This is a genomic window from Pseudomonas sp. SBT1-2 (genome assembly GCF_028640875.1).
Taxonomy (GTDB): Bacteria; Pseudomonadota; Gammaproteobacteria; order Pseudomonadales; family Pseudomonadaceae; genus Aquipseudomonas; species Aquipseudomonas chlororaphis_I.
The window spans coordinates 1-21,914 of record NZ_JAQZAA010000066.1 but is presented as its reverse complement, the minus strand read 5'-3'; the positions used below and the strand labels follow the sequence as shown (position 1 = coordinate 21,914).

The window sequence follows — 21,914 nt, the reverse complement described above, 5'->3', positions numbered from 1 at the left end:
ATCGCGGGCAAGTCGGATCGCTGCCCGCTCGCTCCTACAGAGGATAACGAGCTACCCGCGATACGCTTGAACGCTTAGATACGGAACTGCCCCACCAGCTTGCCCAGGCGCTGGCCGAGGTCGGCCAGGCTGCGTGAGGTCTGGGCGCCGAGCTGGGTTTCGTCGGCGACGCTGTCCACCGCCACTGCGATCTGGTGCACGCTGCGGTTGATCTCTTCGGCCACCGCGGTCTGTTCTTCCGCGGCGCTGGCGATCTGCGCGTTCATCGAGTTGATGGTGCCGATCAGTTGCGCCATGGCATCCAGCGAAGCCCCGGCTTCGTTGGCCTGGTGCGAGGTGCCGTCGCCGGCATCGCTGGAGCGGCGCATGGCCTCCACGGCGGTGCGCGTGCCCTGTTGCAGGCGGTCGATCATGCCCTGGATTTCCTGGGTGCTCTGCTGGGTGCGGCTGGCCAGTGCCCTGACCTCGTCGGCCACCACCGCGAAGCCACGCCCGGCCTCACCGGCCCGCGCTGCTTCGATGGCCGCGTTGAGAGCCAGCAAGTTGGTCTGTTCGGCGATGGAACGGATCACGTCGAGCACACTGACAATCGACGCCACGTCTTTCTGCAGGCTGTCCAGGGAGGTGCCGCTGCTGCGGATATCGCTGACCAGCGCATGAATCTGCTGGATGCTGCCATCCACCACGCGCTTGGCCGCCTGGCCTTCCTCGTCGGTCTGCTGCGCCGCCACCGCCGCGCCCTGGGCGCTGCGTGCCACTTCCTGGGCCGCCGACGACATTTCATTGATCGCCGTGGCCACCTGATCGGTCTCGTGGCGCTGGCGCTCCATGGCCTGCTCGGAACGCTGGGCCTGTTCGGACACCTGGGTCACCAGGCCGGTGAGCTGGCCGGTCATCTCGGTGATCTGCCGCACCAGGCCGTGGATCTTGTCGACGAAACGGTTGAAGGAGCCGGCCAGGTCGCCCAGTTCGTCCTGGCTGGTGATGGCCAGGCGGCGGGTCAGGTCGCCTTCGCCGGCGGCGATATCGTCGAGGTTGAGCTTCATCAGGTTCAGCGGCCGCAGGATGGTATTGGCCACCAGCATGCCGATGGCGGCGATCACCAGCAGCACCACCACGGCGATACCGATGATACTCAGGACCATGCCCCGCATGCGCTGGTTGACGCTGGCCTCGACCTCGGCCACCTGGGCGTCGATGCCGTCCAGGTTCACCGAGGAGCCGACGATCAGGTCCCACTTGGGCAGGTATTCGGTGTAACCCAGTTTCGGCACCAGCACGTCGCTGCCCGGCTGGGTCGAGCTGTACTGCACATAGTGCGTGCCGTCCTTGCCGACCTTGACCAGCTCGCGGTTGACGTACACGCCGTTGGGGTCGCGGTTGTCCTTGAAGCTCTTGCCGACGCCGTCCGGGCTGTTGCCCTTGAACAGGCGCACGGTCTCGGAGTCGTAGCCGAAGAAGTAACCGTCCTTGCCGTAGGTGATGTTCGACAGCAGCTTCACCACCTGGGCGCGGGCCGCGGTATCGCCGGGCGCCGCCGCGTCGTAGAGCGGCTTGACCGTGCTCAGGGCCACCTCCACATAGCTTTGCAGCGTGGTCTTGGCCTCGCCGAGCAGGCGCTGTCTTGTCTCGTCCACTTCGTTCTGCGCCTGCTGCTTGAGCATGACGACCGTGGTCAGGCTGATCACCAGCGCAAACAACAGCACCGGGAGGACCGCGAGGGACAGGACTTTGCCCTTCAGACTTAAGCGCATAGGAGGTTCACTCTTGATTTTATTGGCGTGATACAGCCTTAACGGCACGCCGCCACAAAAGTTGAGCCCGCGGGAAGATGAAGGGAATCTGGGGCCACGCAGCGCCCTTGAGATTTATCGCGAGCAAGCTTCGCTCCTACAGATACGACGCTTCTGTAGGAGCGAAGCTTGCTCGCGATAAGGACAACACAGTACAGCTGAAACCCCGCGGCCTCAGAGCACCATCGCCGCGACCCAGCCGAACGCCAGCAGCGGCAGGTTGTAGTGCAGGAAGGTCGGGACCACGGTGTCCCAGATGTGGTGGTGCTGGCCGTCGATGTTCAGGCCGGAGGTCGGGCCCAGGGTCGAGTCCGAGGCTGGCGAACCGGCGTCGCCCAGGGCACCGGCGGTACCGACGATGCAGACGATCGCCAGCGGGCTGAAGCCCAGTTGCACGCACAGCGGCACGAAGATGGTCGCCAGGATCGGCACGGTGGAGAACGACGAGCCGATGCCCATGGTCACCAACAGTCCCACCAGCAACATCAACAAGGCGCCGACGCCCTTGCTGTGGCCAATCCAGCTGGCCGAAGACTCCACCAGGCTCTTCACCTCGCCGGTGGCCTTCATCACCTCGGCGAAACCGGCGGCGGCGATCATGATGAAACCGATCATCGCCATCATCTTCATGCCTTCGGTGAACAGGTCGTCGGTCTCGCGCCAGCGCACGATGCCCGACACCGAGAAGATCAGGAAGCCGGACAGCGCGCCGATAATCATCGAATCCAGCAACAGCTGGATGACAAAGGCCGCGACAATCGCCAGGCCCGCCACCAGCAGCGTGCGCGGGTTGTATTGCACCGTCACCTGCTCGACTTTCTCGATCAGTTCCAGGTCATACACACGCTTCTTGCGGTAGCTGACAAAGGCCAGCAGCAGGCCGAAGACCATGCCCAGCGCCGGAATGCCCATGGCGTGGGTGACATTGATATTGCTGATGTCCACGCCACTGCGGGCGACGTTGGCCAGCAGGATCTCGTTGAGGAAGATATTGCCGAACCCCACCGGCAGGAACATGTACGGGGTGATCAGGCCGAAGGTGATGACGCAGGCGATCAGCCGCCGGTCCAGCTGCAGTTTGCTCAGCACATACAACAGTGGCGGCACCAGCAGCGGGATGAAGGCGATATGGATCGGCAGGATGTTCTGCGAGGCGATCGCCACCACCCACAACAGGCCGATCAGCAGCCATTTGACGTTGCCGCCGCCATTGGCGTCCTGGCGGTCCACCAACAGCAGGATCTTGTCCGCCAGGGCGTGGGCCAGGCCGGACTTGGCGATCGCCACCGCAAAGGCGCCGAGCAAGGCGTAGGACAGGGCCACAGTCGCTCCGCCGCCGAGGCCGTTGTTGAAAGCCTTGAGGGTCGCCTCGATGCCCAGGCCACCGGTCAACCCTCCCACCAGCGCGCCTACGATCAGCGCGATCACCACATGCACGCGGGACAGGCTGAGGACCAGCATGACGCCAACCGCGGCAATTACTGCATTAATCATCGTTACCTCATGGCACTGCGACGGGAAAACGCCGCAAAAGGAATGAGTCCGGCCAGAGGGCATGACTGCCGACGCCGGATTGAAAAAGGAGGGTCTTATTAGAGGGCGCGCACTTTGCAGCAGCGGGCAACGCTTGTCAAAACCCGCCCCCTGCCAACACGTTCCCTGTAGCCGCTGGCGCAGCCTGCGATAAGGTCCGAAGGACCTTCCGAGGCCCTCAAAAGCAGCGCCCACTTCGTGGTCGAGCGCAGCCTGCGGCAGCGGCTACAGGAGACGGTGGCTTAGGGGCGAGTCCGCAACGAGCCAGCCCCCGGGGGAAATTCGAACGAGCGTTTAAAGAAGGCCGTTCTGCGGCCGATACGTTGCAAAGTCTCAAATAAATATCGAATAAGGACGTCTCCATGTCGCTCAGACAACTTTCCATCCAGTGGAAAATCACCTTGCTCGCCGGACTCTGCCTGGCCGGCATCGTGACCCTGCTGGTGGGGCTTTCGCTGTACCGCATGGAGCACAGCTCCGCACTGGTGAAGGCTTCGAGCATGGAGATGCTCAACGAAGCCGCCCAGGCCCGCATCGAGGCCCAGGGCGAAGTCCAGGCGCTGGGCATCCGCCAGCAGTTCATGGACGCCTATCAATACGGCCACGGTTTCTCGCGCCAGGTGCTGTTCCTGCGCGAGCAGGCCGAGAAGCGCTTCCTCGATGCCTTCGACCTGCGCGAGGACCTGACCCGCCAGGTGAAGTCGGCGTTGCAGGCCAACCCCGACCTGCTCGGCCTGTCGCTGGTGTTCGAGGCCAATGCCCTGGACGGCAAGGACGAACTCTTCAGCGGCCAGGGCGAACTGGGCAGCAACGACAAGGGCCGTTTCGCCCTCTACTGGTCACAGCCGACCCCGGGCAAGCTGACCTCCATGGCGCTGCCGGAAAGCGACATGAGCGACACCACCACCGGCCCCAGCGGCCAGCCGGCCAACGCCTGGTTCACCTGCCCGCGCAGCACCCTCAAGCCCTGCGTGATCGAGCCCTACTTCTATGCGATCGACGGCCAGAACGTGCTGATGACCAGCATCGTGTTCCCGCTGCTGGTGAACGGCAAAGTCATCGCCTCGCTGTCGGTGGACATCAACCTCAACAGCCTGCAATCGGTCAGCCAGCAAGCGAGCAAGGAACTCTACGACGGCCAGACCACGGTCAGCATCATCAGCCCGGTCGGCCTGCTCGCCGGCTACAGCGCCGACGCCAGCAAGCTCAGCCAGCGCCTGGACCAGCTGGACCAGGCCAACGGCGGCGAACTGATCCGCCTGCTGTCGGCCAGCCCCCAGACCCAGAGCCTGAACGACGACAGCGAACTGAAAGTGCTCGCGCCCTTCACCCCGATTCCCGGCGGCAAGCCCTGGGGCGTGCTGCTGCAAGTGCCGGAGCGGGTCCTGGTGGGCCCGGCCGAAGCGCTGAAGAACCAGCTGGACCAGAGCAATAAGGCCGGCACCCTGGTCGAGCTGGGCCTGGGCCTGCTGGCCGCGGTGCTCGGCCTGCTGCTGGTGTGGCTGATGGCGCGCAGCGTGACCCGGCCGATCCTCGGCGTGGCACACATGCTGGAAGACATCGCCAGTGGCGAAGGCGACCTGACCCGGCGCCTGGCCTACGACAAACAGGACGAACTGGGCCAGCTGGCCGGCTGGTTCAACCGCTTCCTCGACAAGCTGCAACCGATCATCGCCGAGGTGAAACGCTCGGTGCAGGACGCCCGCGGCACCGCCGACCAGTCCTCGGCCATCGCCACCCAGACCAGCGCCGGCATGGAGCAGCAGTACCGCCAGGTCGATCAGGTGGCCACTGCCTCCCATGAAATGAGCGCCACCGCCCAGGACGTCGCCCGCAGCGCGGCCCAGGCCGCGCAAGCCGCCCGCGACGCCGACCAGGCCACGCGCCAGGGCCTGAGCGTGATCGACCGCACCACCGCGAGCATCGACCACCTGGCGGCCGACATGAGCACCGCCATGACCCAGGTCGAAGGCCTGGCCGCCAACAGCGAGAAGATAGGTTCAGTGCTGGAAGTGATTCGCGCCATCGCCGAGCAGACCAACCTGCTGGCCCTCAACGCCGCCATCGAGGCCGCCCGCGCCGGCGAGGCCGGGCGCGGTTTCGCGGTGGTCGCCGACGAAGTGCGCAACCTCGCCCGCCGTACCCAGGAGTCGGTGGAGGAAACCCGCCAGGTCATCGAGGAGCTGCAAAGCGGCACCCAGGAAGTGGTCGGTTCGATGGGCAACAGCCATCGCCAGGCCCAGGGCAGCGTCGAGCAGGTCGGCCAGGCGGTCACCGCCCTGCGGCAGATCGGCGACGCGGTGACGGTGATCAGCGACATGAACCTGCAGATCGCCAGCGCCGCCGAAGAACAAAGCGCGGTGGCCGAGGAGATCAACAACAACGTGGCGACCATCCGCGACGTCACCGAGTCGCTGTCGGAGCAGGCCAACGAATCGGCGCGGGTCAGCCAGTCGCTGAACAGCCTGGCCAACCAACAGCAGAGCCTGATGGATCAGTTCCGGGTCTGAAGAATCTCATCGCGAGCAAGCTCGCTCCTACACTGACGGCGCCGTCTCTGTAGGAGCGAGCTTGCTCGCGATAGCGATCTGCCTGTCACCGCAAGGCTCGGTCCCAACCACTACTGGCGCCCAGGCAACTCGATCAACACCCGCAGGCCGCCCTGCGGGCTTTCCAGCAAGCGCAGCACCCCGCCCCAGCTCTCGACGATATCGCGCACGATGCCCAGACCCAGGCCATGGCCATCGGTCTGTTCGTCCAGGCGCGTGCCACGGCTGAACACCTGGCTGCGCTGTTCCTCGGGAATCCCCGGCCCATCGTCGTCCACCGCCAGGCCATAACCCTGGGCGGTCTGCCAGACGCTCAGCGCCACTTCGGCATCGGCCCACTTGCAGGCGTTGTCCAGCAGGTTGCCCAGCAACTCCAGCAGGTCTTCCCGGTCCCAGGGCAGTTGCAGGCCGGGGGCCGCCTGATAGCTCAGGTCCAGGTGCTCGCCATGGATCATGTTCAGGGTCGCCAGCAGTCCCGGTAGCTCGGCGTCGCAATCGAACAGCGCGCCGGGCAAGGCATCGCCGGCCAGGCGCGCGCGGTTCAGCTCGCGATTGAGCCGCTGCTGCACCTGCTCCAGCTGCTCCTCGAGCAACTGGCGCAACTCCGGGTGCGCTTGCAGCTTGGGGTTGGAAGCCAGGCTCAAGAGCACCGCCAGCGGGGTCTTCAGCGCATGCCCGAGGTTGCCCAGGGCATTGCGCGAACGCTTGAGGCTGTCTTCGGTATGGGCCAGCAGATGGTTGATCTGCGCCACCAGCGGCTCCAGCTCTAGCGGCACCTGTTCGTCCAGTTGCGAACGCTGGCCGCGTTGCAATTGGGCGATCTGTTCGCGGGCCTGTTCCAGCGGGCGCAAGGCGCGGCGCACGGTAAGCCGCTGCAGGATCAGGATCAGCAGCAGGCCGGCCAGGCCCAGGCCCAGGCCAACCTGCTGCATGCGCAGGAAGCTCTCGCGCACCGGGGTGTAATCCTGGGCGACGCTGATGGAAATCGACTGCCCGAGGCGCCGGTAGTCGGTGCGCAGCACCAGCAGGCGCTGGCCTTCCGGTCCCAGTTGCAGGTTGCTGTGCAGGCCGGTCTGCGCAAGTGCGGGCAGGTCCTGGTCCCACAACGAGCGGGAGCGCCAGTGCACGTCATCGAAATCGATGCGGAAGTAATGCCCGGAAAACGGCCGCTGATAGGCCGGCGACAGACGTCGCTCGTCCAGCTGCAAACCCTGCGGGCCACGCACCAGCGCCACCAGCAGGCTTTCGCTGTCGTTGCGCAGGCCGGCTTCCAGGTAGCGTTGCAAGCCCATCTCGAACAGCCACAGGCTGGTCTGCGCCAGCACCAGGCCGACAATCACCATCACGCTGATCAGGCCCAGGCTCAGGCGGCGCTGGATCGACCTCACTGGGCGCTCCCGCCGAACAGGTAGCCCTGGCCGCGACGGGTTTCGATCACGCTGCGCCCGAGCTTGCGCCGCAGGTGGTTGACGTGGACTTCCAGCACGTTGGAATCGCGCTCGGTCTCACCGTCGTAGAGGTGCTCGGCCAAATGGCTTTTCGAGAGGATCTGCTCCGGGTGCAGCATGAAGTAGCGCAGCAGGCGGAACTCGGCGGCGGTCAGCTGGATATCCACGCCGTCGCGCACCACGCACTGGCGGCCTTCGTCGAGGTGCAGCCCGGCGGCCTGCAGCGTTGGCTGGTTGGCCTGGCCATGGGAACGGCGTAACAACGCCTGGATGCGCAGGTGCAACTCTTCCGGGTGGAAGGGTTTGGTCAGGTAGTCGTCGGCACCGGCCTTGAGGCCTTCGATGCGTTCGGCCCAGGAACCGCGGGCGGTAAGGATCAGCACCGGGGTCGCCAGGCCGCCGGCGCGCCACTTGGCCAGCACTTCCAGGCCCGGCACTCCCGGCAGGCCGAGGTCGAGCACGATCAGGTCGTAGGGCTCGCTGGCGCCCTGGTACAGCGCGTCACGGCCGTCGGCCAGCCAGTCCACGGCGTAGCCCTGGCGGTTGAGCCCGGCCAGCAGTTCGTCGGCCAGGGAGACGTGGTCTTCCACCAGGAGCAGGCGCATCAGTCATCTTCCTTGTCTTTCAGTAAGCGGCCGGTGGCGGCCTCGAGGTCCAGCTCGCGGACCACGCCCTCGGCGGTCAGCAGCTCGACTTCATAGATGTAGACGTCGTGTTTTTCTTCCAGCTCGGCTTCCAGCAACTTGGCCCCGGGGTAACGGTCCAGGGCCTGTTGCAGCAACTGTTCCAGCGGCAGGATCACCCCTTGCTGGCGCAGGCGCAGGGCTTCGTCCTGGTCCAGGTCGCGGGCCAGCGCCACCGAGCAAAAAGCCAGAAGCGCCAGGGCCACCCTGCTGCCGGCGCGTAGATTCACCTTCATTACGTATCCTGATGATCCTTGAGCACCTGGCCGCTCACCGCGTCCAATTCCAGGTCCCACTCAACCCCTTGAGGGTCGCGCATCTCGATCTGGTAGATGTACTTGCCGTACTCCTCTTCCAGCTCGGTTTCGGTGATGGTCGCGCCCGGGTGCTTGGCCAATGCCGTGGCATTGAGTTTTTCAAAGGACACAATGGTACCAGCGTCGCGCAGTCTCAGGGCCTCGTCGGGCCCCAGGTCGCGAGCATGGGCCAGGCTGGCGGTCATGCCGATGAGGGTCGCGGTGAACAGGGCAGTCAGGGTTTTCATGGGGTGTCTCCGGTTTTCTCGTTATGTGTTGCTACGCGGCTCACGATAGCGGGTCGAACTTAATTGAAACTGAATGGCCATCATCGCCAGCGTGCAGGTTTCATTCGGCGCCGCTGGCACGAGCTTTTATACTCACCCGTCGCTCGAGATTGAGGCCGGTATGACCGCCATCCACATCAAGTTTCCCGCCCTGACCCTCAAGGCCGGCCCACGCGCCCTGGCCCGTATCCGCGCCAACGGCCTGAGCGCGGCCGAAGTCGGCACCCTGCCCGGCGCCGCCGGCGGGCCAAAAGCCCTGGGCATCCAGGGGCTGGACCTGGCGCTGTTCGGCGAATGGCTGCCGGCGGCGCCACGGGAGCGTTCGCTGATCGGTGCCTCGGTGGGTTCCTGGCGCTTCGCCAGCGCCTGCCTACCGGACGCCGCCGAAGGCATCCGCCGCCTGGGCCAGCTGTACAACGCCCAGAGTTTCGCCAAGGGCGTGACCATGGCGCAGATCAGCCAGAGTTCGCAGCGCATGCTGCACGAGCTGCTCGATGGCCGCGACGCGAGCATTCTCGACAACCCGCACTACCGGCTGAACATCATGGTGGTGAAAAGCCACGGCCTGCTCGCCGACGACCATCGCGGGCGGCTGGGCCTGGGATTGTCCTCGGTGATCGCCGACAACCTGCGTGGCCGCGCGCGCCTGTCGCGGCACTTCGAACGCCTGGTGCTGCACGACCCGCGCCTGGCGCCGCCGCTGCAGGCTCTCGACGACTTCCCCTCGCGCTTCGTGCCGCTGGACATTGGCAACCTGCGCCAGGCCCTGCTCGCCTCGGGTTCGATCCCGATGGTCATGCAAGGCGTGCGCGACCTGCCCGGCGCCGGGGCCGGCACCTTCCGCGACGGCGGCCTGCTGGACTACCACCTCGACCTGCCCTACAGCGGCGAGGATATCGTGCTCTACCCGCATTTCACCGACCGAGTGATTCCCGGCTGGTTCGACAAGACCCTGCCCTGGCGCCGCGGCAACCCGGGCCGCCTGCAGGACGTGTTGCTGCTGGCGCCGTCGAAGGAATACCTGGCTCGCCTGCCCTACGGCAAGCTGCCGGACCGCAACGACTTCAAGCGCTTCATGGGCGACGACGCCAGCCGCCAGAAATACTGGCGCAGCGCGATGGACGAAAGCCGGCGCCTGGGCGACGAGTTCCTCGAGCTGGCCGGCAGCGGTCGTCTCGGCGAGCGTCTGCTGACCCTTTAGTCAGTGTTTTCCCGCACCCGCACAACCAAGCTGGTAAACTCGCTGCCTGCCTTACATCGCCCGCGGCGATAGCCACCTGACCGAGCTGACCGACACTGTGGAAATCTTCAAAGAATTTACCTTCGAATCCGCCCACCGCCTGCCCCACGTACCTGAAGGCCACAAATGCGGACGCCTGCACGGCCACTCGTTCAAGGTGGCCATCCACCTGAGCGGCGATGTCGATCCGCACACCGGCTGGATTCGTGACTTCTCCGAGATCAAGGAGATCTTCAAGCCGCTCTACGAGCGCCTGGACCACAACTACCTGAACGACATCCCCGGCCTGGAAAACCCCACCAGCGAAGTGCTGGCCAAGTGGATCTGGAATGAGCTCAAACCCCTGCTGCCGGAGCTGAGTGCGATCCGCATTCACGAGACCTGCACCAGCGGCTGCATCTATCGCGGCGAATAAACCGTCGCCCGCTTGAAAAAAACCACCGCCCGCGGTGGTTTTTTTATGCCTGTGCCTGCCCGCTCGGCCCTCGCGCCTTGAGCGGAGAACGCCCCCTCATGCCCTCGATCATTCGCCCGGCCACCGTGGCCGACCTGAGCCTGATCGAGGCCGGCAATGGCCGGACTTCGCTGAACGACAAGTGCTCGCCGCCGGTCATAGCTGCATCCGGCTTTACACCCACGAAGCCATGAGCGAAAACATTGTCCTGTACACGCGCCGCGGTCACACCAAGAGCCACCGCGCCGAGGAGCACGGGCTGCGCCAGGCCTACATGAGCAAGGCGCTGGACTGATCACCCGCAGAGGACCACAGCATGAGCGATTGGCCGCTGGATCGAACCTACAGCTTCAATGGGTACACCGTTCGCTACGCCATTCACGGTGAGGGCCCGCCCCTGGTATTGGTGCACGGCACCCCCTTCTCTTCCTACGTCTGGCACCGCATCGCCCCGCACTTGCGCGCCAGCCACCGGGTGCATTATTTCGACCTGCTGGGCTACGGCCAGTCGGAACAGGCCGCCGGCCAGGATGTGTCCCTCGGCGTGCAGAACCAGCTGCTGGCCGAACTGCTGGAGCACTGGGGCCTGGAGCGCCCGGACGTGGTGGCCCACGACTTCGGCGGCGCCACCGCCCTGCGCGCCCACCTGCTCAATGGCAAGGACTACCGCAGCCTGACCCTGATCGACCCGGTGGCGCTGTCGCCCTGGGGCTCGCCGTTCGTGCAGCACGTGCGCCAGCATGAACAGGCCTTCAGCGGCGTGCCGGACTACATCCAGCGCGCCATAGTGCCGGCCTACATCCGTGGGGCGATCCAGCGCGAGATCCCCGACCAGGAGCTGGCGCCCTACGTCCAGCCCTGGCTTGGCGCCAGCGGCCAGGCCGCCTTCTACCGGCAGATCGCGCAGATGGACGAGCGCTACACCACGGAAGTGGCCGGGCTCTATCCGAGCATCCGTTGCCCGACCCAGATCCTCTGGGGCGAGGACGATCAGTGGATTCCCATCGAGCGCGGGCGCCAGTTGCACCAGCTGATCCCCGGCTCGCGGTTCCAGGCCGTGCCCAACGCCGGCCACCTGCTGCAGGAAGACGCACCGGAAGCCATCATCGCCGCGCTGTTGCGTTTTCTACCCCAGGCCGGGAGCGAGACATGAGCCCACGCATCTACCTCGCCGGCTTCGATGTATTTCGCCGCGATGCCATCGCCCGCGGCGAATACCTCAAGCGCCTGTGCCAGGCCCAGGGCCTGCAAGGCCTTTACCCTTTCGATCAGCAGGTGCCGGCCCAGCCGACGCCGGAGCAGACCGCCCAACTGATCTGCCAGCAGAACATGCAGATGATCCGCGACTGCGACGCGGTGCTGGCCAACCTCAACGACTTTCGCGGCCTGGAGCCGGACTCCGGCACCGCCTTCGAGGTGGGCATGGCCATCGCCCTGGGCAAACCGGTGTGGGCCTGGTTCGAGGCGCCCGCGACCCTGCGCGAACAAGTGCCCCATGACGCCGACGGCCGCGACGCCGAAGGTTTCCTGGTGGAGGACTTCAAGCTGCCGCGCAACCTGATGCTGGCCTGTACCTGGGCCGGCCACAGCCGCAGCGCCGAAGACGCCTTGCCGCGCCTGGCCGCTTACCTCGCACGACAACGGCCGGCACCCCCACTGTAGGAGCGAGCTTGCTCGCGATAAATCTTCAAGGTCGATGCAATGCTCAGGGGCCTCATCGCGAGCAAGCTCGCCCCTACAGTGACGGATTCAGCCCCAGCGATTACTTGAGGACAGCCACCATGGAAAACACCTGGCTCACCCACGCCAAACGCTTGCAGGCCCTCGCCTCCACCGGGCTGCATTTCTGCAAGGACCCCTTCGATCGCGAGCGTTACCAGGAAGTCGCCGATATCGCCCAGAGCATGCTCGCGCAACTGGCCGACGTGCCCCTGGAACGTATCGCCGGCCTGGTGTCGGACTTCGCCAAACGCTACTCGACACCCCTGGTGGATGTGCGCGGCGCCTTGATCGAAGACGAGCGCATCCTGCTGGTCCGCGAGCGGACCGACGGCCGCTGGGCCATGCCCGGCGGTTATGCCGATATCGGCCTGTCGGCCGCCGAAAACATCATCAAGGAGATCCACGAAGAAGCCGGGCTCAGCGTCTCGGCACACGCCCTCTACAGCGTCCGGCACAAGGCCAAGGGCCCCTTCACCCCCGACACCCGGGATTTCTACAAGCTGTATTTTCTCTGCGAGCGCAACGACCGCAGCGCCCCGGTGGCCGGCTCGGAAGTCAGCGACGCCGGGTTCTTCGCCCTCGACGCCCTGCCCGAATTGTCCCGCGGCCGCACCGTGGAAGGCGATATCGAAGCGGCCTTTGCCTTCCATCGCGGCGAAACCCGCCTGACCCTGTTCGATTGAGCCCGCGGCCAGTGATCCAATTTGTCTCACCGGCGCACCGCTTTCGCGCCTGAGCCGGCCAATCGGACACGCCACAAAGCAAAAATCCGCTGCTTGTCTATAAATCTCCTGCAGGTTGCACAACGCCGGCTGGGCGCCCCTGACGCCGAGGGCGTTGGCACGGCGACTGCAATGGGCCTGCGTCGCTTACGCACCAGGCCCGGCCTGGGCCAATCAGGGGAAGGCAGATGACGCAGAACGATCCAGGCAACGACTACCCGCTCAGCGAAGTCCCGATGCACGCGCGCAAGGGCCTGGCCTCCACGGCCATGGTGCTGCTGGGCTTCACCTTTTTCACCGCCACCATGTTCGCCGGTGGCAAGCTCGGCGTGGCCTTCAGCTTTGGCCAGATGCTCGGGGTGATCGTCCTCGGCAACCTGCTGCTGGGCCTGTACGCGGCGGGCCTGGGCTATATCGCCTTCAAGAGCGGCCTGAACTCGGTGCTGATGGGGCGCTTCTGTTTCGGCGAGGTGGGCAGCAAGCTCAGCGACCTGATCCTCGGTTTCACCCAGATCGGCTGGTACGCCTGGGGCACCGCCACCGCCGCGGTGGTGCTGGGCAAGTATTTCGAGCTGGGCCAGGGCACGGTGCTGGGGCTGATGGTGCTGTTCGGTATGGTGTTCTGCGCCACCGCCTACGTCGGTTACCGCGGGCTGGAAATCCTCTCTTATATCGCGGTGCCGGCCATGGCCCTGCTGCTGTTGCTGTCGATGTGGGTGGCCACGGTCAAGGTCGGCGGCCTCGATGGGTTGCTGGCCGTGGTGCCGAGCGCCAGCCTCGACCTGTCCACGGCCATCACCCTGGTGTTCGGCACCTTCGTCAGCGGCGCCACCCAGGCCACCAACTGGACACGCTTTTCGCGTTCGGCCAGGGTCGCGGTGCTGGCCAGCCTGATCGGCTTTTTTATCGGCAACGGCCTGATGGTGCTGATCGGGGCTTACGGCGCCATCGTCTACCAGCAGCCGGACGTGGTCGAAGTGCTGCTGTTGCAGGGGTTCGCCATGGCCGCCATGGCCATGCTCCTGCTGAATATCTGGAGCACCCAGGACAACACCATCTACAACTTCGCCGTCGCCGGCTGCAACCTGCTGCGCACTGGCCGGCGCAAGACCGTGACCCTGGTCGGCGCGGTGATCGGCACCCTGCTGGCGCTGCTGGGCATGTACGACATGCTGGTGCCCTACCTGATTCTGCTGGGCACGGTGATCCCGCCGATTGGCGGGGTGATCATGGCCGACTTTTTCTATCGCTACCGCGGCCAGTACCCGCGCCTGGCCGACAGCAAGCTGCCGGCGTTCAACTGGGCCGGCCTGGGCGCCTACGCCATCGGCACCGTGGCGGCCTTCGGCTCGCCCTGGGTCGCGCCGCTGGTGGGCATCGCGGCCGCCGCCCTGAGCTACATGCTGCTGAGCAGCCTGTTCGGCGCACGCACCACCACCGCGGCGGACATCCAGGCATGAGCCCGGGCCACGCGACGTTGCGGCCGCCGGCCCGAGCGCCGTACCCTGACCGCCTGGATTGAAAAAGGAATCGCTCCGATGCTCATCATCAACGCCCGCCTGCGCAACCGCGAAGGCCTGCACGAACTGCACCTGGAGAACGGTCGCATCGCCAGCATCGCCCGGCAGACCGAAGCCCAGACCCTGGGCCCCGACGACCTCGACGCCGGCGGCAACCTGGTGGTACCGCCCTTCGTCGAGCCGCACATTCACCTGGACGCCACCCTCACCGCCGGCGAGCCGCGCTGGAACATGAGCGGCACCCTGTTCGAAGGCATCGAATGCTGGGGCGAGCGCAAGGTCACCATCACCCAGGAAGACACCAAGGCCCGCGCCCGCAAAACCATCCGCGCCCTCGCCGCCCACGGCATCCAGCATGTGCGCACCCATGTCGACGTCACCGACCCGGAGCTGACCGCGCTCAAGGCCATGCTCGAAGTACGCGAGCAAAGCGCGCACCTGGTGGACATGCAGATCGTCGCCTTTCCCCAGGAAGGCATCGAAAGCTACCGCAACGGCCGCGAACTGATGGAGGAGGCAATCCGCCTCGGCGCCGATGTGGTGGGCGGCATTCCGCACTTCGAGTACACCCGCGACCAGGGCGTGAGCTCGGTGAAGTTCCTCATGGACCTGGCCGAACGTACCGGCTGCCTGGTGGACGTGCATTGCGACGAAACCGACGACCCGCATTCGCGCTTTCTCGAAGTGCTGGCCGAAGAAGCCCGCAGCCGCGACATGGGTTCGCGGGTGACCGCCAGCCACACCACCGCCATGGGCTCCTACGACAACGCCTACTGCGCCAAGCTGTTCCGCCTGCTCGGCCACTCGGGCATCAGCTTCGTTTCCTGCCCCACCGAAAGCATCCACCTGCAGGGGCGCTTCGACAGCTTCCCGAAACGCCGCGGCGTGACCCGGGTCAACGAGCTGCTGGAAGCCGGGATGAACGTGTGTTTCGGCCAGGACTCGATCGTCGACCCCTGGTACCCCCTGGGTAACGGCAACATCCTGCGGGTGCTGGAAGCCGGCCTGCACATCTGCCACATGCTCGGCTACCGCAACCTGCAGAGCGCCCTCGACCTGGTCACCGACAACAGCGCCAAGGCCCTGGCCCTGGGCGAGCGTTACGGCCTGGAAGAAGGCCGGCCGGCCAACCTGCTGATTCTGTCGGCCGACAGCGATTACGAAATGATCCGCAGCCAAGGCCTGCCGCTGTACTCGATCCGCGACGGCAAGGTGCTGATGAAACGGCAAATGGCCCAAGTGGAACTGCCGGGCGATGCGGGGTTTGTGTAACGGCCGCTGACGTCATCGCGGGCAAGCCTCGCTCCTACAGACGCACGTCAGTCGTGCTGTTGCGACCAACCCGATCCCTGTACGGCTAAGTCATCGCAGCAAGCCTCACTCCGAAACCAAGATCGCGGTCTTCTGTAGGAGCGAGGCTTGCCCGCGATGGCGTACTTGAATACACCTCGATCTAAGCAATACCCACCGCCGTACCGAACAGGCTCACCCGCACCAGTTCCCCACCCCGCTCCTCCAGGCGCAGTGGCGCGGTGCCGCCAGGCATCAGCACCGCGACTTCGCCGGCCTTGACCCAGCCGACCCGCCACGCCGCGCTGGCCACCGCACTGGCACTGGTGCCGGAGGATGCCGTGGGGCCTTCGCCGCGCTCGAACACCCGGGCGGCGATACGCTGTGGGCCTTCCAGCCACGCCCATTGCAGGTTCACCCCCGCCGGGCAGGGCTCGCCGCTGCCGGTGGGCATGGCGTAGGCAATGCGCGTCAGCGCCTCGGCCAGGGGCGCTTCATTCATCTGCCGGTTGCTTGGCAAGGCGCTGGCATCGCCGACCAGGGTCACGCAATGGGGGTTGCCGATGCGCACGAACTGGCTGCGAGCCCATTCTGGGTGCAGCCGCGCCAGCCCGCGCACCCGACTCAGCTCGACGCAGCGCGAACCGTCATTCTCGACCCCGTGTTGCGCACCCACGGCTTGTGCACCGAACGCCGGTTGCCCGAGGTCCAGCCAGAAGCCGGACACCCCGGCGACCTGTGCCGGCTCGACCACCGTTGCCACCGGCGACACCCCATCCGGTTTGTCGTGATGCACCCGCAACTCCGTAGGCCCCTGGGCCGGCAGCAGCCCTTGCTCGGTCAAGGCCTGGGAAAAGATGGTCAGGCCGTTGCCGCTGCGCTCGGCCAGGGTGCCGTCGGTGTTGACGATCAGCAGGTCGAACGGCGGCGCGTCCTGGAACGGCCCGACCAGCAAGCCGTCGCTGCGATGGGCCTTGGCCCCAGCCGGCCGGGTGCCGGGCGCCCAGCCGCACAGGGCCTCGATAACCTGTTCGCTCCAGCTGGCCCGGGCCAGCGCCGCCTCGGCCGCGCTGGCCGGCAAGGCAATCCCCAGCTCACGTACCGTGGCAGGCGCCACCACACCGTAAAGATTGCCGCGGGCATCGTAGAAAGAGGTCATTGCGAGGTTCCAAAAGCAGACGGGCCGCTGACATTACTGTGAATGCAGCGGCCCGGCCAAGCCCTGTGCCAAGCCTCCTAACAGGGTCGGCGCCTGGCTCAGCGCACCAGGCACGGCCGCTTGTTGTCGAAGCGCCAGCCCGGGATCAGGCACTGCATGGCCACGCTGTCGTCCCGGGCGCCCAGGCCGCGGCTGTTGTACAGCTCGTGGGCGCGGGCCAGCGCGTCCAGGTCCAGCTCGACGCCCAGCCCCGGCGTCTGCGGCACCGCCACACAGCCCTCGACGATCTGCAGCGGATTGCGGGTCAGGTGCTGGCCGTCCTGCCAGATCCAGTGGGTGTCGATGGCGGTGATCTCGCCCGGCGCCGCGGCCGCCACATGGGTGAACATGGCCAGGGAAATATCGAAGTGGTTGTTGGAATGCGAGCCCCAGGTCAGGCCCCATTCATGGCACATCTGCGCCACCCGCACCGAACCCTGCATCGTCCAGAAATGCGGATCGGCCAGGGGAATGTCCACCGCTTGCAGCTGGATCGCGTGGCCCATTTCCCGCCAGTCGGTGGCGATCATGTTGGTCGCCGTAGGCAACCCGGTGGCACGACGGAATTCGGCCATCACCTCGCGCCCGGAGTAACCGTTTTCCGCGCCGCAGGGGTCTTCGGCATAGGCCAGCACCTGGTGCTGGTCGCGGCACAGGGCGATCGCCTGCTTCAGCGACCAGGCACCGTTGGGATCGAGGGTGATGCGCGCCTTGGGAAAACATTCGGCCAGGGCGGTGACCGCCTCCATTTCCTCTTCGCCGCGCAGCACGCCGCCCTTGAGCTTGAAGTCGTTGAAGCCATACCGCGCCTTGGCCGCCTCGGCCAGGCGCACGATACTCTCGGCGTTCAGCGCCGGTTCATGGCGCAGGCGCAGCCAGGCATCGTCGGCCTCGGCTTCGTTGCGGTAGGCCAGGTCGGTCTGGCGCCGGTCGCCAATATAGAACAGGTAGCCGAGCATCTTCACCGATTCGCGCTGCTGGCCTTCGCCGAGCAACGCCGCCACCGGCACGCCGAGGAACTGGCCGAGCAGATCGAGCAGCGCCGCTTCCAGCGCGGTCACCGCATGGATCGCGATGCGCAGGTCGAAGGTCTGCTGGCCGCGGCCGCCGGCATCGCGTTCGGCAAAGCGCTGGCGCACCTGGTTGAGCAGCTTCTGGTAGTGGCCGATGGGCTGGCCGACCAGCAGTTCGCGGGCCTCCTCGAGAGTCGTGCGAATCCGCTCGCCCCCCGGCACTTCACCGACCCCGGTGTTACCGGCGCTGTCGCTGACGATCACGATATTGCGGGTGAAGAACGGGCCGTGGGCGCCGCTGAGGTTGAGCAGCATGCTGTCATGCCCGGCCACCGGCACCACTTGCAGTCGGGTGATGAGTGGTGTCTGGCCAGGGTGATGGTGGGTGGATTCAAGCGTCATGGGTCGGTTCCTGTCGGCAAAAGTCAGTGGGATTTGTCCAGCAGCGGGCGGGCAGCGCCCAAGGGTGTCGGCGTGGTAGGGGCCTTGGGCCGGGTGCGGGCGAAAAACACGATGATCGCGGCGATGATCGAGGTCGCCGCCAGGCCGTACAGGCCGCCCTGGATCGACCCGGTGCGCTGCTCCAGCAGGCCGAAGGTGGCCGGGGCGACGAAGCCGCCGAGGTTGCCGATGGAGTTGATCAGGGCGATCACCGCGGCGGCGATGCGTGCATCCAGGTAAGCCTGGGGAATCGGCCAGAACAGCGCGGACGCCGACTTGAAGCCGATGGCGGCGAAGCACACGGCGACGAAGGCGAACACCGGCCCGCCGGTGGTGGACAGGAACATCCCGGCCGCCGCCACCAGCAAGGCGCTGGCGACCCAGGCCTGCTGGAACTTCCATTTGCCGGACGCCGCGGCGAAGGCGTACATGGCGATGATCGAGATCAGCCAGGGAATGGAGTTGAAGAAACCCACCTGCAGGTCGCTGAGGTCGCCCATCTTCTTGATGATGCTCGGCAGCCAGAAGGTCGCGGCGTAGATGGTCAGCTGGATGCAGAAGTAGATCAGGCAGAACAGCAGGATCTGCCGGTCCTTGAGCAGGGTCCAGAGCGACGGCTTGACCGGCATCGCCGCTTCGCGCTCGCGCTGTTCGCTGTCGATCGCCTGCACCAGCGCCTCCTGTTCGGCGGGGCTCAGCCACTTGGCGTCACGGGGCGTGGAGTCGAGCCAGAACCAGACAAAACCGCAGAGCAGCACCGAGGCCATGCCCTCGACGATGAACATCCACTGCCAGCCGTGCCAGCCCAGGCCTTCGATCTGCAACAGCGCTCCGGACAGCGGGCCGGAGACCAGCGAGGCCACGGCCGAACCGCTTAGGAAAATGGCGATCGCCTTGCCCCGCTCCACACCGGGCAGCCAACGGGTGAAGTAATAGATCACCCCGGGGAAGAACCCGGCCTCGGCCACCCCCAGCAGGAAGCGCAGCACATAGAACTGGGTTTCGTTCTGCACGAAGGCCATGGCCGTGGCCACCAGCCCCCAGGTGAACATGATGCGGGTCAGCCAGATCCGCGCGCCGACCCGCTGCAACAGCATGTTGGACGGCACCTCGAACAGCGCGTAGCCGATGAAGAACAGCCCGGCGCCAAAACCGTAGGCTGCGGCGCCGATGCCCAGGTCATGTTCCAGGTGGGTGCGGACGAAGCCGATGTTGACCCGGTCGATGTAGTTGACGATGAACATGATGACGAACAGCGGCAGCACATGACGCTTGACCTTCGCCACGGCGATGGCCAGCAGGGAATCGTCCCCGGATGGATCAAGGGTGGTATTCACGATGCCTCTCCCACTTGTTTGTTGTTGTGTGCGGGTGACTGGGCGAGCGCCCTAGTTGACAGTCATCATACAAGTAGAAAAATAGCGTCACAAGCGCAGACTCATTACCGAGGCCGGTCTGCAAGGCAATCTTGATCGAGAAAGGCGTTGAAAAATAATCACAACTAATTGATTTTAATTGGATAAATAAAAATTCTTTTAGCTGGAATATTTTTCAGGCCGCACTCACGCAAAGAACCCGCACTGAATCCGGAAGCGACTTATCCGACAACTTGTCATACATGTCAGACAAGTTGAGCGCTACCCGGCCACTTCGGTGATAAGCTTTTTGCTTTCCCTGCGCGACCTTGCCATGAGCACCGAATCCGATATCGCCCCGGGCTGCCGTCGCCCTTCCACCAACCTGGCCCATGACCTGGTCAGCGACCTGACCCGGCAGATCATGCGCGGCCTTCTCAAGCCCGGCGACAAGCTGCCGTCGGAAAGCACCATCGTCCGCGCCCATGGCGTCAGCCGTACCGTGGTGCGCGAAGCCATCTCCAAGCTGCAGGCCGCCGGCTGGGTGGAAACCCACCACGGCGTCGGCAGCTTCGTGCTGGAACGCCAGGACACCCACGGCCTGCGCCTGAATGTCGATACCGCCCTGAGCGTGCGCGACATCCTCGAACTGCGCCTGGGCCTGGAAACCCAGGCGGTGGCCCTCGCCGCCCGCCGGCGCAGCGCCGAGCAACTGGCGCAGATGCGCCAGGCGCTGGACGACTACCAGCAGTTGCTGGCCAACAACGACAGTTGCGTGGAGGCCGACCAGCGCTTCCACCTGCTGATCGCCGAAGCCACCGGCAACCCTTATTTCGTGCAGATCCTGCAATCCCTGGGCAACGCCCTGATCCCGCGGACCCGGGTGCGCGACGCCGAGCGCGGCGATGTCGACCTGGCGCAACTGGCGACCCTGGCCAACCAGGAACACGAAGCCATCTACGCCGCCATCCGCCGCCAGGACCCGGATGCCGCGCGAGCAGCGATGTGGACCCACCTGAGCAACAGCCGGGAGCGGTTTTCGACGGGATGACGGGAGGCCATCGTCAGCCGAGATCACGGTACTCAGCCGTTTTCGTGCCGGGCGAAGTAACGCCCCGGCGTCACCCCGAACTGACGGCGGAACATGGCGATAAAGGCGCTGACATTGTCATAGCCCAGGTCCAGCGCCACCCGGGTTACCGCGTCGCCCGCCGCCAGGCGCTCCAGGGCCCGCAGCAAGCGCGCCCGTTGTCGCCACTGGCTGAAGGCAAAGCCAGTCTCGCCGACAAACCGCCGGGCCAGGGTTCGCGGCGAGATCCCCGCCCACCGAGCCCAGGCTTCCAGGCCGCGGTTGTCCGCCAGGTCATCGGCCAGCGCCTGGCAGATTCGCCGCAACCGCGGCTCCACCGGCAATGGCAGGCCGAAGGGTTCCACCGGCAGGCTGCCCAGCTCATCGAGGATCACCCGGGCGATGCGCGATTGCGGCTCGTCCAGCGCGCCTTGTGGCCAGCTCGCCGCGCGCATCACCGCCTCCCGCAACAGCCCGGAGGTGGCAATGATCCGTGGTTGCGCCGGTAGTTCGTGGCAGGCGTCAGGCTCGATATAGACACTCCAGCCGTCGAACGGGCCATGGGAACGCAAGGCGTGTTCGCAGCGGGGCGGCACCCACACCGCATGGGTCGCCGGCACCACCCACTGGCTGTCGGCCGCCGTCACCGACAGCAGGCCGCGGCGGGCGCCGAGCAGTTGGCCGCGGGCATGGCTGTGAGCGGCGGTCTGTCGTTCGATCGGGCTGTGTTGCCACGCCGCGAACAGTAGCGGGCCGCCCTGGGCTTGAGCGAGCAAGGGGGAAACCAAAGGTAGGGACATTGGCTGTTTCACGTCATTCAACGGCAAGAACCAGGCAGTTTAGCCAATCCCCAGGCCGCAGACTGAAGGCTCATTCACACGAGGATTGCTCCATGCGCGCCGAAGACCTGTTACCCGATCAACTCAACCATGGCGATTTCAACGGCACCCGGGTGCGCAAGGGCACGGTGGGGGCCTTCCTGATCAATGCCCGGCTGTGGGCCGATCCGCGCACCTCGGCGCAGCAGCGGCGCATAGCCGAGGAAGATCTGCTGGCCGCCCTGCCCGCACTCCAGGCCCTGGGGCTGTTCGAGCTGATGCAATTACGCGACCCGGCCCTGCGGGCATTGTGCGGGCAAGACTAGCGCCCCCACTAACGCCGACATCCCCTGTAGCCGCTGCCGAGCCCCGCGAGGCTGCGATAGACCCGCAGGGTCTCCAGCGCCCACAAGATCCCCACGAGCGTGCCGCTCGATCGCAGCCTGCGGCAGCGGCTACACAAACATCGGGCCCGGCCGGAAT

22 protein-coding genes and 1 pseudogene are annotated in these 21,914 nt (G+C 65.8%); 13 read left to right on the top strand and 10 right to left on the bottom strand.

The annotated features are described in order from the left end of the window. Nucleotides 1-74: 74 nt before the first annotated feature. Nucleotides 75-1,754, bottom strand: a complete 1,680-nt coding sequence (locus PVZ78_RS10230; protein ID WP_009049867.1) for a methyl-accepting chemotaxis protein — start codon at nucleotides 1,752-1,754, stop codon at nucleotides 75-77. Between the two features lie 213 nt (nucleotides 1,755-1,967). Next, nucleotides 1,968-3,284, bottom strand: a complete 1,317-nt coding sequence (locus PVZ78_RS10225) for a Na+/H+ antiporter family protein (RefSeq protein ID WP_162096424.1) — start codon at nucleotides 3,282-3,284, stop codon at nucleotides 1,968-1,970. A 404-nt stretch (nucleotides 3,285-3,688) separates the two neighbouring features. On the opposite strand from PVZ78_RS10225, the pseudogene PVZ78_RS31795 reads away from it, so the two are divergent. After that, nucleotides 3,689-4,978: pseudogene (locus tag PVZ78_RS31795) on the top strand (HAMP domain-containing protein); the annotation flags it as partial. A 102-nt stretch (nucleotides 4,979-5,080) separates the two neighbouring features. Further along, nucleotides 5,081-5,836, top strand: coding sequence for a methyl-accepting chemotaxis protein (locus PVZ78_RS31790; protein ID WP_375538567.1), 756 nt, complete (start codon nucleotides 5,081-5,083; stop codon nucleotides 5,834-5,836). Nucleotides 5,837-5,946: 110 nt separating this feature from the next. On the opposite strand, the gene PVZ78_RS10215 is transcribed toward PVZ78_RS31790, so the two are convergent. From PVZ78_RS10215 to PVZ78_RS10200, 4 genes are read right to left on the bottom strand one after another with little or no spacing between them, the layout of a single operon-like run. Next, nucleotides 5,947-7,263 (bottom strand): sensor histidine kinase, encoded by a 1,317-nt coding sequence (locus tag PVZ78_RS10215; protein WP_028682973.1) that lies wholly within the window; start codon nucleotides 7,261-7,263, stop codon nucleotides 5,947-5,949. Further along, nucleotides 7,260-7,928: a response regulator transcription factor gene (locus tag PVZ78_RS10210; RefSeq protein WP_016701954.1), complete on the bottom strand. Its 669-nt coding sequence runs from the start codon at nucleotides 7,926-7,928 to the stop codon at nucleotides 7,260-7,262. The genes PVZ78_RS10215 and PVZ78_RS10210 overlap by 4 nt, the downstream gene beginning before the upstream one ends. Then, nucleotides 7,928-8,242, bottom strand: a complete 315-nt coding sequence (locus tag PVZ78_RS10205) for a PepSY domain-containing protein (RefSeq protein ID WP_016701955.1) — start codon at nucleotides 8,240-8,242, stop codon at nucleotides 7,928-7,930. The genes PVZ78_RS10210 and PVZ78_RS10205 overlap by 1 nt, the downstream gene beginning before the upstream one ends. Further along, on the bottom strand, nucleotides 8,242-8,550 hold the full coding sequence (locus PVZ78_RS10200) for a PepSY domain-containing protein (protein WP_007930566.1): 309 nt from the start codon (nucleotides 8,548-8,550) through the stop codon (nucleotides 8,242-8,244). The genes PVZ78_RS10205 and PVZ78_RS10200 overlap by 1 nt, the downstream gene beginning before the upstream one ends. A 160-nt stretch (nucleotides 8,551-8,710) precedes the next feature. Here PVZ78_RS10200 and PVZ78_RS10195 point away from each other — a divergent pair, with 160 nt between their 5' ends. From PVZ78_RS10195 to codA, 9 genes are all read left to right on the top strand, one after another. Beyond that, nucleotides 8,711-9,790, top strand: coding sequence for a patatin-like phospholipase family protein (locus tag PVZ78_RS10195; RefSeq protein WP_273828640.1), 1,080 nt, complete (start codon nucleotides 8,711-8,713; stop codon nucleotides 9,788-9,790). A 97-nt stretch (nucleotides 9,791-9,887) separates the two neighbouring features. Further along, complete coding sequence (gene queD, locus PVZ78_RS10190; RefSeq protein WP_063432120.1) at nucleotides 9,888-10,244, top strand: 6-carboxytetrahydropterin synthase QueD; 357 nt, start codon at nucleotides 9,888-9,890, stop codon at nucleotides 10,242-10,244. A 98-nt stretch (nucleotides 10,245-10,342) separates the two neighbouring features. Then, a complete protein-coding gene (locus tag PVZ78_RS10185) occupies nucleotides 10,343-10,477 on the top strand; it encodes a hypothetical protein (protein WP_273828639.1) in 135 nt (44 codons plus the stop codon). Next, nucleotides 10,474-10,578 carry an acetyltransferase gene (locus PVZ78_RS10180; protein ID WP_257373198.1) on the top strand — a complete coding sequence of 35 codons (105 nt, stop codon included), beginning with the start codon at nucleotides 10,474-10,476 and terminating at the stop codon, nucleotides 10,576-10,578. Before PVZ78_RS10185 ends, PVZ78_RS10180 begins: the two co-directional genes overlap by 4 nt. A gap of 21 nt (nucleotides 10,579-10,599) precedes the next feature. After that, entirely contained in the window at nucleotides 10,600-11,436 is an 837-nt protein-coding gene (locus tag PVZ78_RS10175) for an alpha/beta fold hydrolase (RefSeq protein ID WP_038633716.1), read from the top strand. Then, on the top strand, nucleotides 11,433-11,945 hold the full coding sequence (locus tag PVZ78_RS10170) for a nucleoside 2-deoxyribosyltransferase (RefSeq protein ID WP_273828638.1): 513 nt from the start codon (nucleotides 11,433-11,435) through the stop codon (nucleotides 11,943-11,945). Before PVZ78_RS10175 ends, PVZ78_RS10170 begins: the two co-directional genes overlap by 4 nt. 119 nt (nucleotides 11,946-12,064) lie before the next feature. Continuing rightward, nucleotides 12,065-12,688, top strand: coding sequence for an NUDIX hydrolase (locus PVZ78_RS10165; RefSeq protein ID WP_273828637.1), 624 nt, complete (start codon nucleotides 12,065-12,067; stop codon nucleotides 12,686-12,688). Between the two features lie 227 nt (nucleotides 12,689-12,915). Further along, complete coding sequence (codB, locus tag PVZ78_RS10160; protein ID WP_041986367.1) at nucleotides 12,916-14,187, top strand: cytosine permease; 1,272 nt, start codon at nucleotides 12,916-12,918, stop codon at nucleotides 14,185-14,187. A gap of 78 nt (nucleotides 14,188-14,265) precedes the next feature. Continuing rightward, nucleotides 14,266-15,519 (top strand): cytosine deaminase, encoded by a 1,254-nt coding sequence (codA, locus tag PVZ78_RS10155; RefSeq protein WP_016701963.1) that lies wholly within the window; start codon nucleotides 14,266-14,268, stop codon nucleotides 15,517-15,519. 181 nt (nucleotides 15,520-15,700) lie between these two features. On the opposite strand, the gene PVZ78_RS10150 is transcribed toward codA, so the two are convergent. The 3 genes from PVZ78_RS10150 to PVZ78_RS10140 all read right to left on the bottom strand — a co-directional run bounded on the left by PVZ78_RS10150 (nucleotide 15,701) and on the right by PVZ78_RS10140 (nucleotide 19,526). Continuing rightward, complete coding sequence (locus PVZ78_RS10150) at nucleotides 15,701-16,696, bottom strand: diaminopimelate epimerase (RefSeq protein WP_016701964.1); 996 nt, start codon at nucleotides 16,694-16,696, stop codon at nucleotides 15,701-15,703. A 98-nt stretch (nucleotides 16,697-16,794) separates the two neighbouring features. Continuing rightward, a complete protein-coding gene (gene gudD / locus PVZ78_RS10145) occupies nucleotides 16,795-18,150 on the bottom strand; it encodes a glucarate dehydratase (RefSeq protein WP_016701965.1) in 1,356 nt (451 codons plus the stop codon). 23 nt (nucleotides 18,151-18,173) lie between these two features. Next, nucleotides 18,174-19,526 carry an MFS transporter gene (locus tag PVZ78_RS10140; protein ID WP_009049882.1) on the bottom strand — a complete coding sequence of 451 codons (1,353 nt, stop codon included), beginning with the start codon at nucleotides 19,524-19,526 and terminating at the stop codon, nucleotides 18,174-18,176. 352 nt (nucleotides 19,527-19,878) lie between these two features. Here PVZ78_RS10140 and PVZ78_RS10135 point away from each other — a divergent pair, with 352 nt between their 5' ends. After that, nucleotides 19,879-20,595 carry a FadR/GntR family transcriptional regulator gene (locus PVZ78_RS10135; protein WP_273828636.1) on the top strand — a complete coding sequence of 239 codons (717 nt, stop codon included), beginning with the start codon at nucleotides 19,879-19,881 and terminating at the stop codon, nucleotides 20,593-20,595. Between the two features lie 32 nt (nucleotides 20,596-20,627). Here PVZ78_RS10135 and PVZ78_RS10130 read toward each other — a convergent pair whose 3' ends face one another. Beyond that, on the bottom strand, nucleotides 20,628-21,413 hold the full coding sequence (locus PVZ78_RS10130) for an AraC family transcriptional regulator (protein ID WP_028682961.1): 786 nt from the start codon (nucleotides 21,411-21,413) through the stop codon (nucleotides 20,628-20,630). A 92-nt stretch (nucleotides 21,414-21,505) separates the two neighbouring features. Between PVZ78_RS10130 and PVZ78_RS10125 the strand changes: the two genes are divergently transcribed. Next, a complete protein-coding gene (locus tag PVZ78_RS10125; protein ID WP_016701968.1) occupies nucleotides 21,506-21,757 on the top strand; it encodes a hypothetical protein in 252 nt (83 codons plus the stop codon). Nucleotides 21,758-21,914 lie beyond the last annotated feature (157 nt).

Coding starts and splice junctions, on each gene's coding strand:
- PVZ78_RS10230 (WP_009049867.1), bottom strand. CDS start 1,754: ATGCGCTTAAGTCTGAAGGGCAAAGTCCTGTCCCTCGCGGTCCTCCCG.
- PVZ78_RS31790 (WP_375538567.1), top strand. CDS start 5,081: ATGGAGCAGCAGTACCGCCAGGTCGATCAGGTGGCCACTGCCTCCCAT.
- PVZ78_RS10210 (WP_016701954.1), bottom strand. CDS start 7,928: ATGCGCCTGCTCCTGGTGGAAGACCACGTCTCCCTGGCCGACGAACTG.
- PVZ78_RS10205 (WP_016701955.1), bottom strand. CDS start 8,242: ATGAAGGTGAATCTACGCGCCGGCAGCAGGGTGGCCCTGGCGCTTCTG.
- PVZ78_RS10200 (WP_007930566.1), bottom strand. CDS start 8,550: ATGAAAACCCTGACTGCCCTGTTCACCGCGACCCTCATCGGCATGACC.
- PVZ78_RS10195 (WP_273828640.1), top strand. CDS start 8,711: ATGACCGCCATCCACATCAAGTTTCCCGCCCTGACCCTCAAGGCCGGC.
- PVZ78_RS10185 (WP_273828639.1), top strand. CDS start 10,343: ATGCCCTCGATCATTCGCCCGGCCACCGTGGCCGACCTGAGCCTGATC.
- PVZ78_RS10180 (WP_257373198.1), top strand. CDS start 10,474: ATGAGCGAAAACATTGTCCTGTACACGCGCCGCGGTCACACCAAGAGC.
- PVZ78_RS10175 (WP_038633716.1), top strand. CDS start 10,600: ATGAGCGATTGGCCGCTGGATCGAACCTACAGCTTCAATGGGTACACC.
- PVZ78_RS10170 (WP_273828638.1), top strand. CDS start 11,433: ATGAGCCCACGCATCTACCTCGCCGGCTTCGATGTATTTCGCCGCGAT.
- PVZ78_RS10165 (WP_273828637.1), top strand. CDS start 12,065: ATGGAAAACACCTGGCTCACCCACGCCAAACGCTTGCAGGCCCTCGCC.
- codB (WP_041986367.1), top strand. CDS start 12,916: ATGACGCAGAACGATCCAGGCAACGACTACCCGCTCAGCGAAGTCCCG.
- codA (WP_016701963.1), top strand. CDS start 14,266: ATGCTCATCATCAACGCCCGCCTGCGCAACCGCGAAGGCCTGCACGAA.
- PVZ78_RS10150 (WP_016701964.1), bottom strand. CDS start 16,696: ATGACCTCTTTCTACGATGCCCGCGGCAATCTTTACGGTGTGGTGGCG.
- gudD (WP_016701965.1), bottom strand. CDS start 18,150: ATGACGCTTGAATCCACCCACCATCACCCTGGCCAGACACCACTCATC.
- PVZ78_RS10135 (WP_273828636.1), top strand. CDS start 19,879: ATGAGCACCGAATCCGATATCGCCCCGGGCTGCCGTCGCCCTTCCACC.
- PVZ78_RS10130 (WP_028682961.1), bottom strand. CDS start 21,413: ATGTCCCTACCTTTGGTTTCCCCCTTGCTCGCTCAAGCCCAGGGCGGC.
- PVZ78_RS10125 (WP_016701968.1), top strand. CDS start 21,506: ATGCGCGCCGAAGACCTGTTACCCGATCAACTCAACCATGGCGATTTC.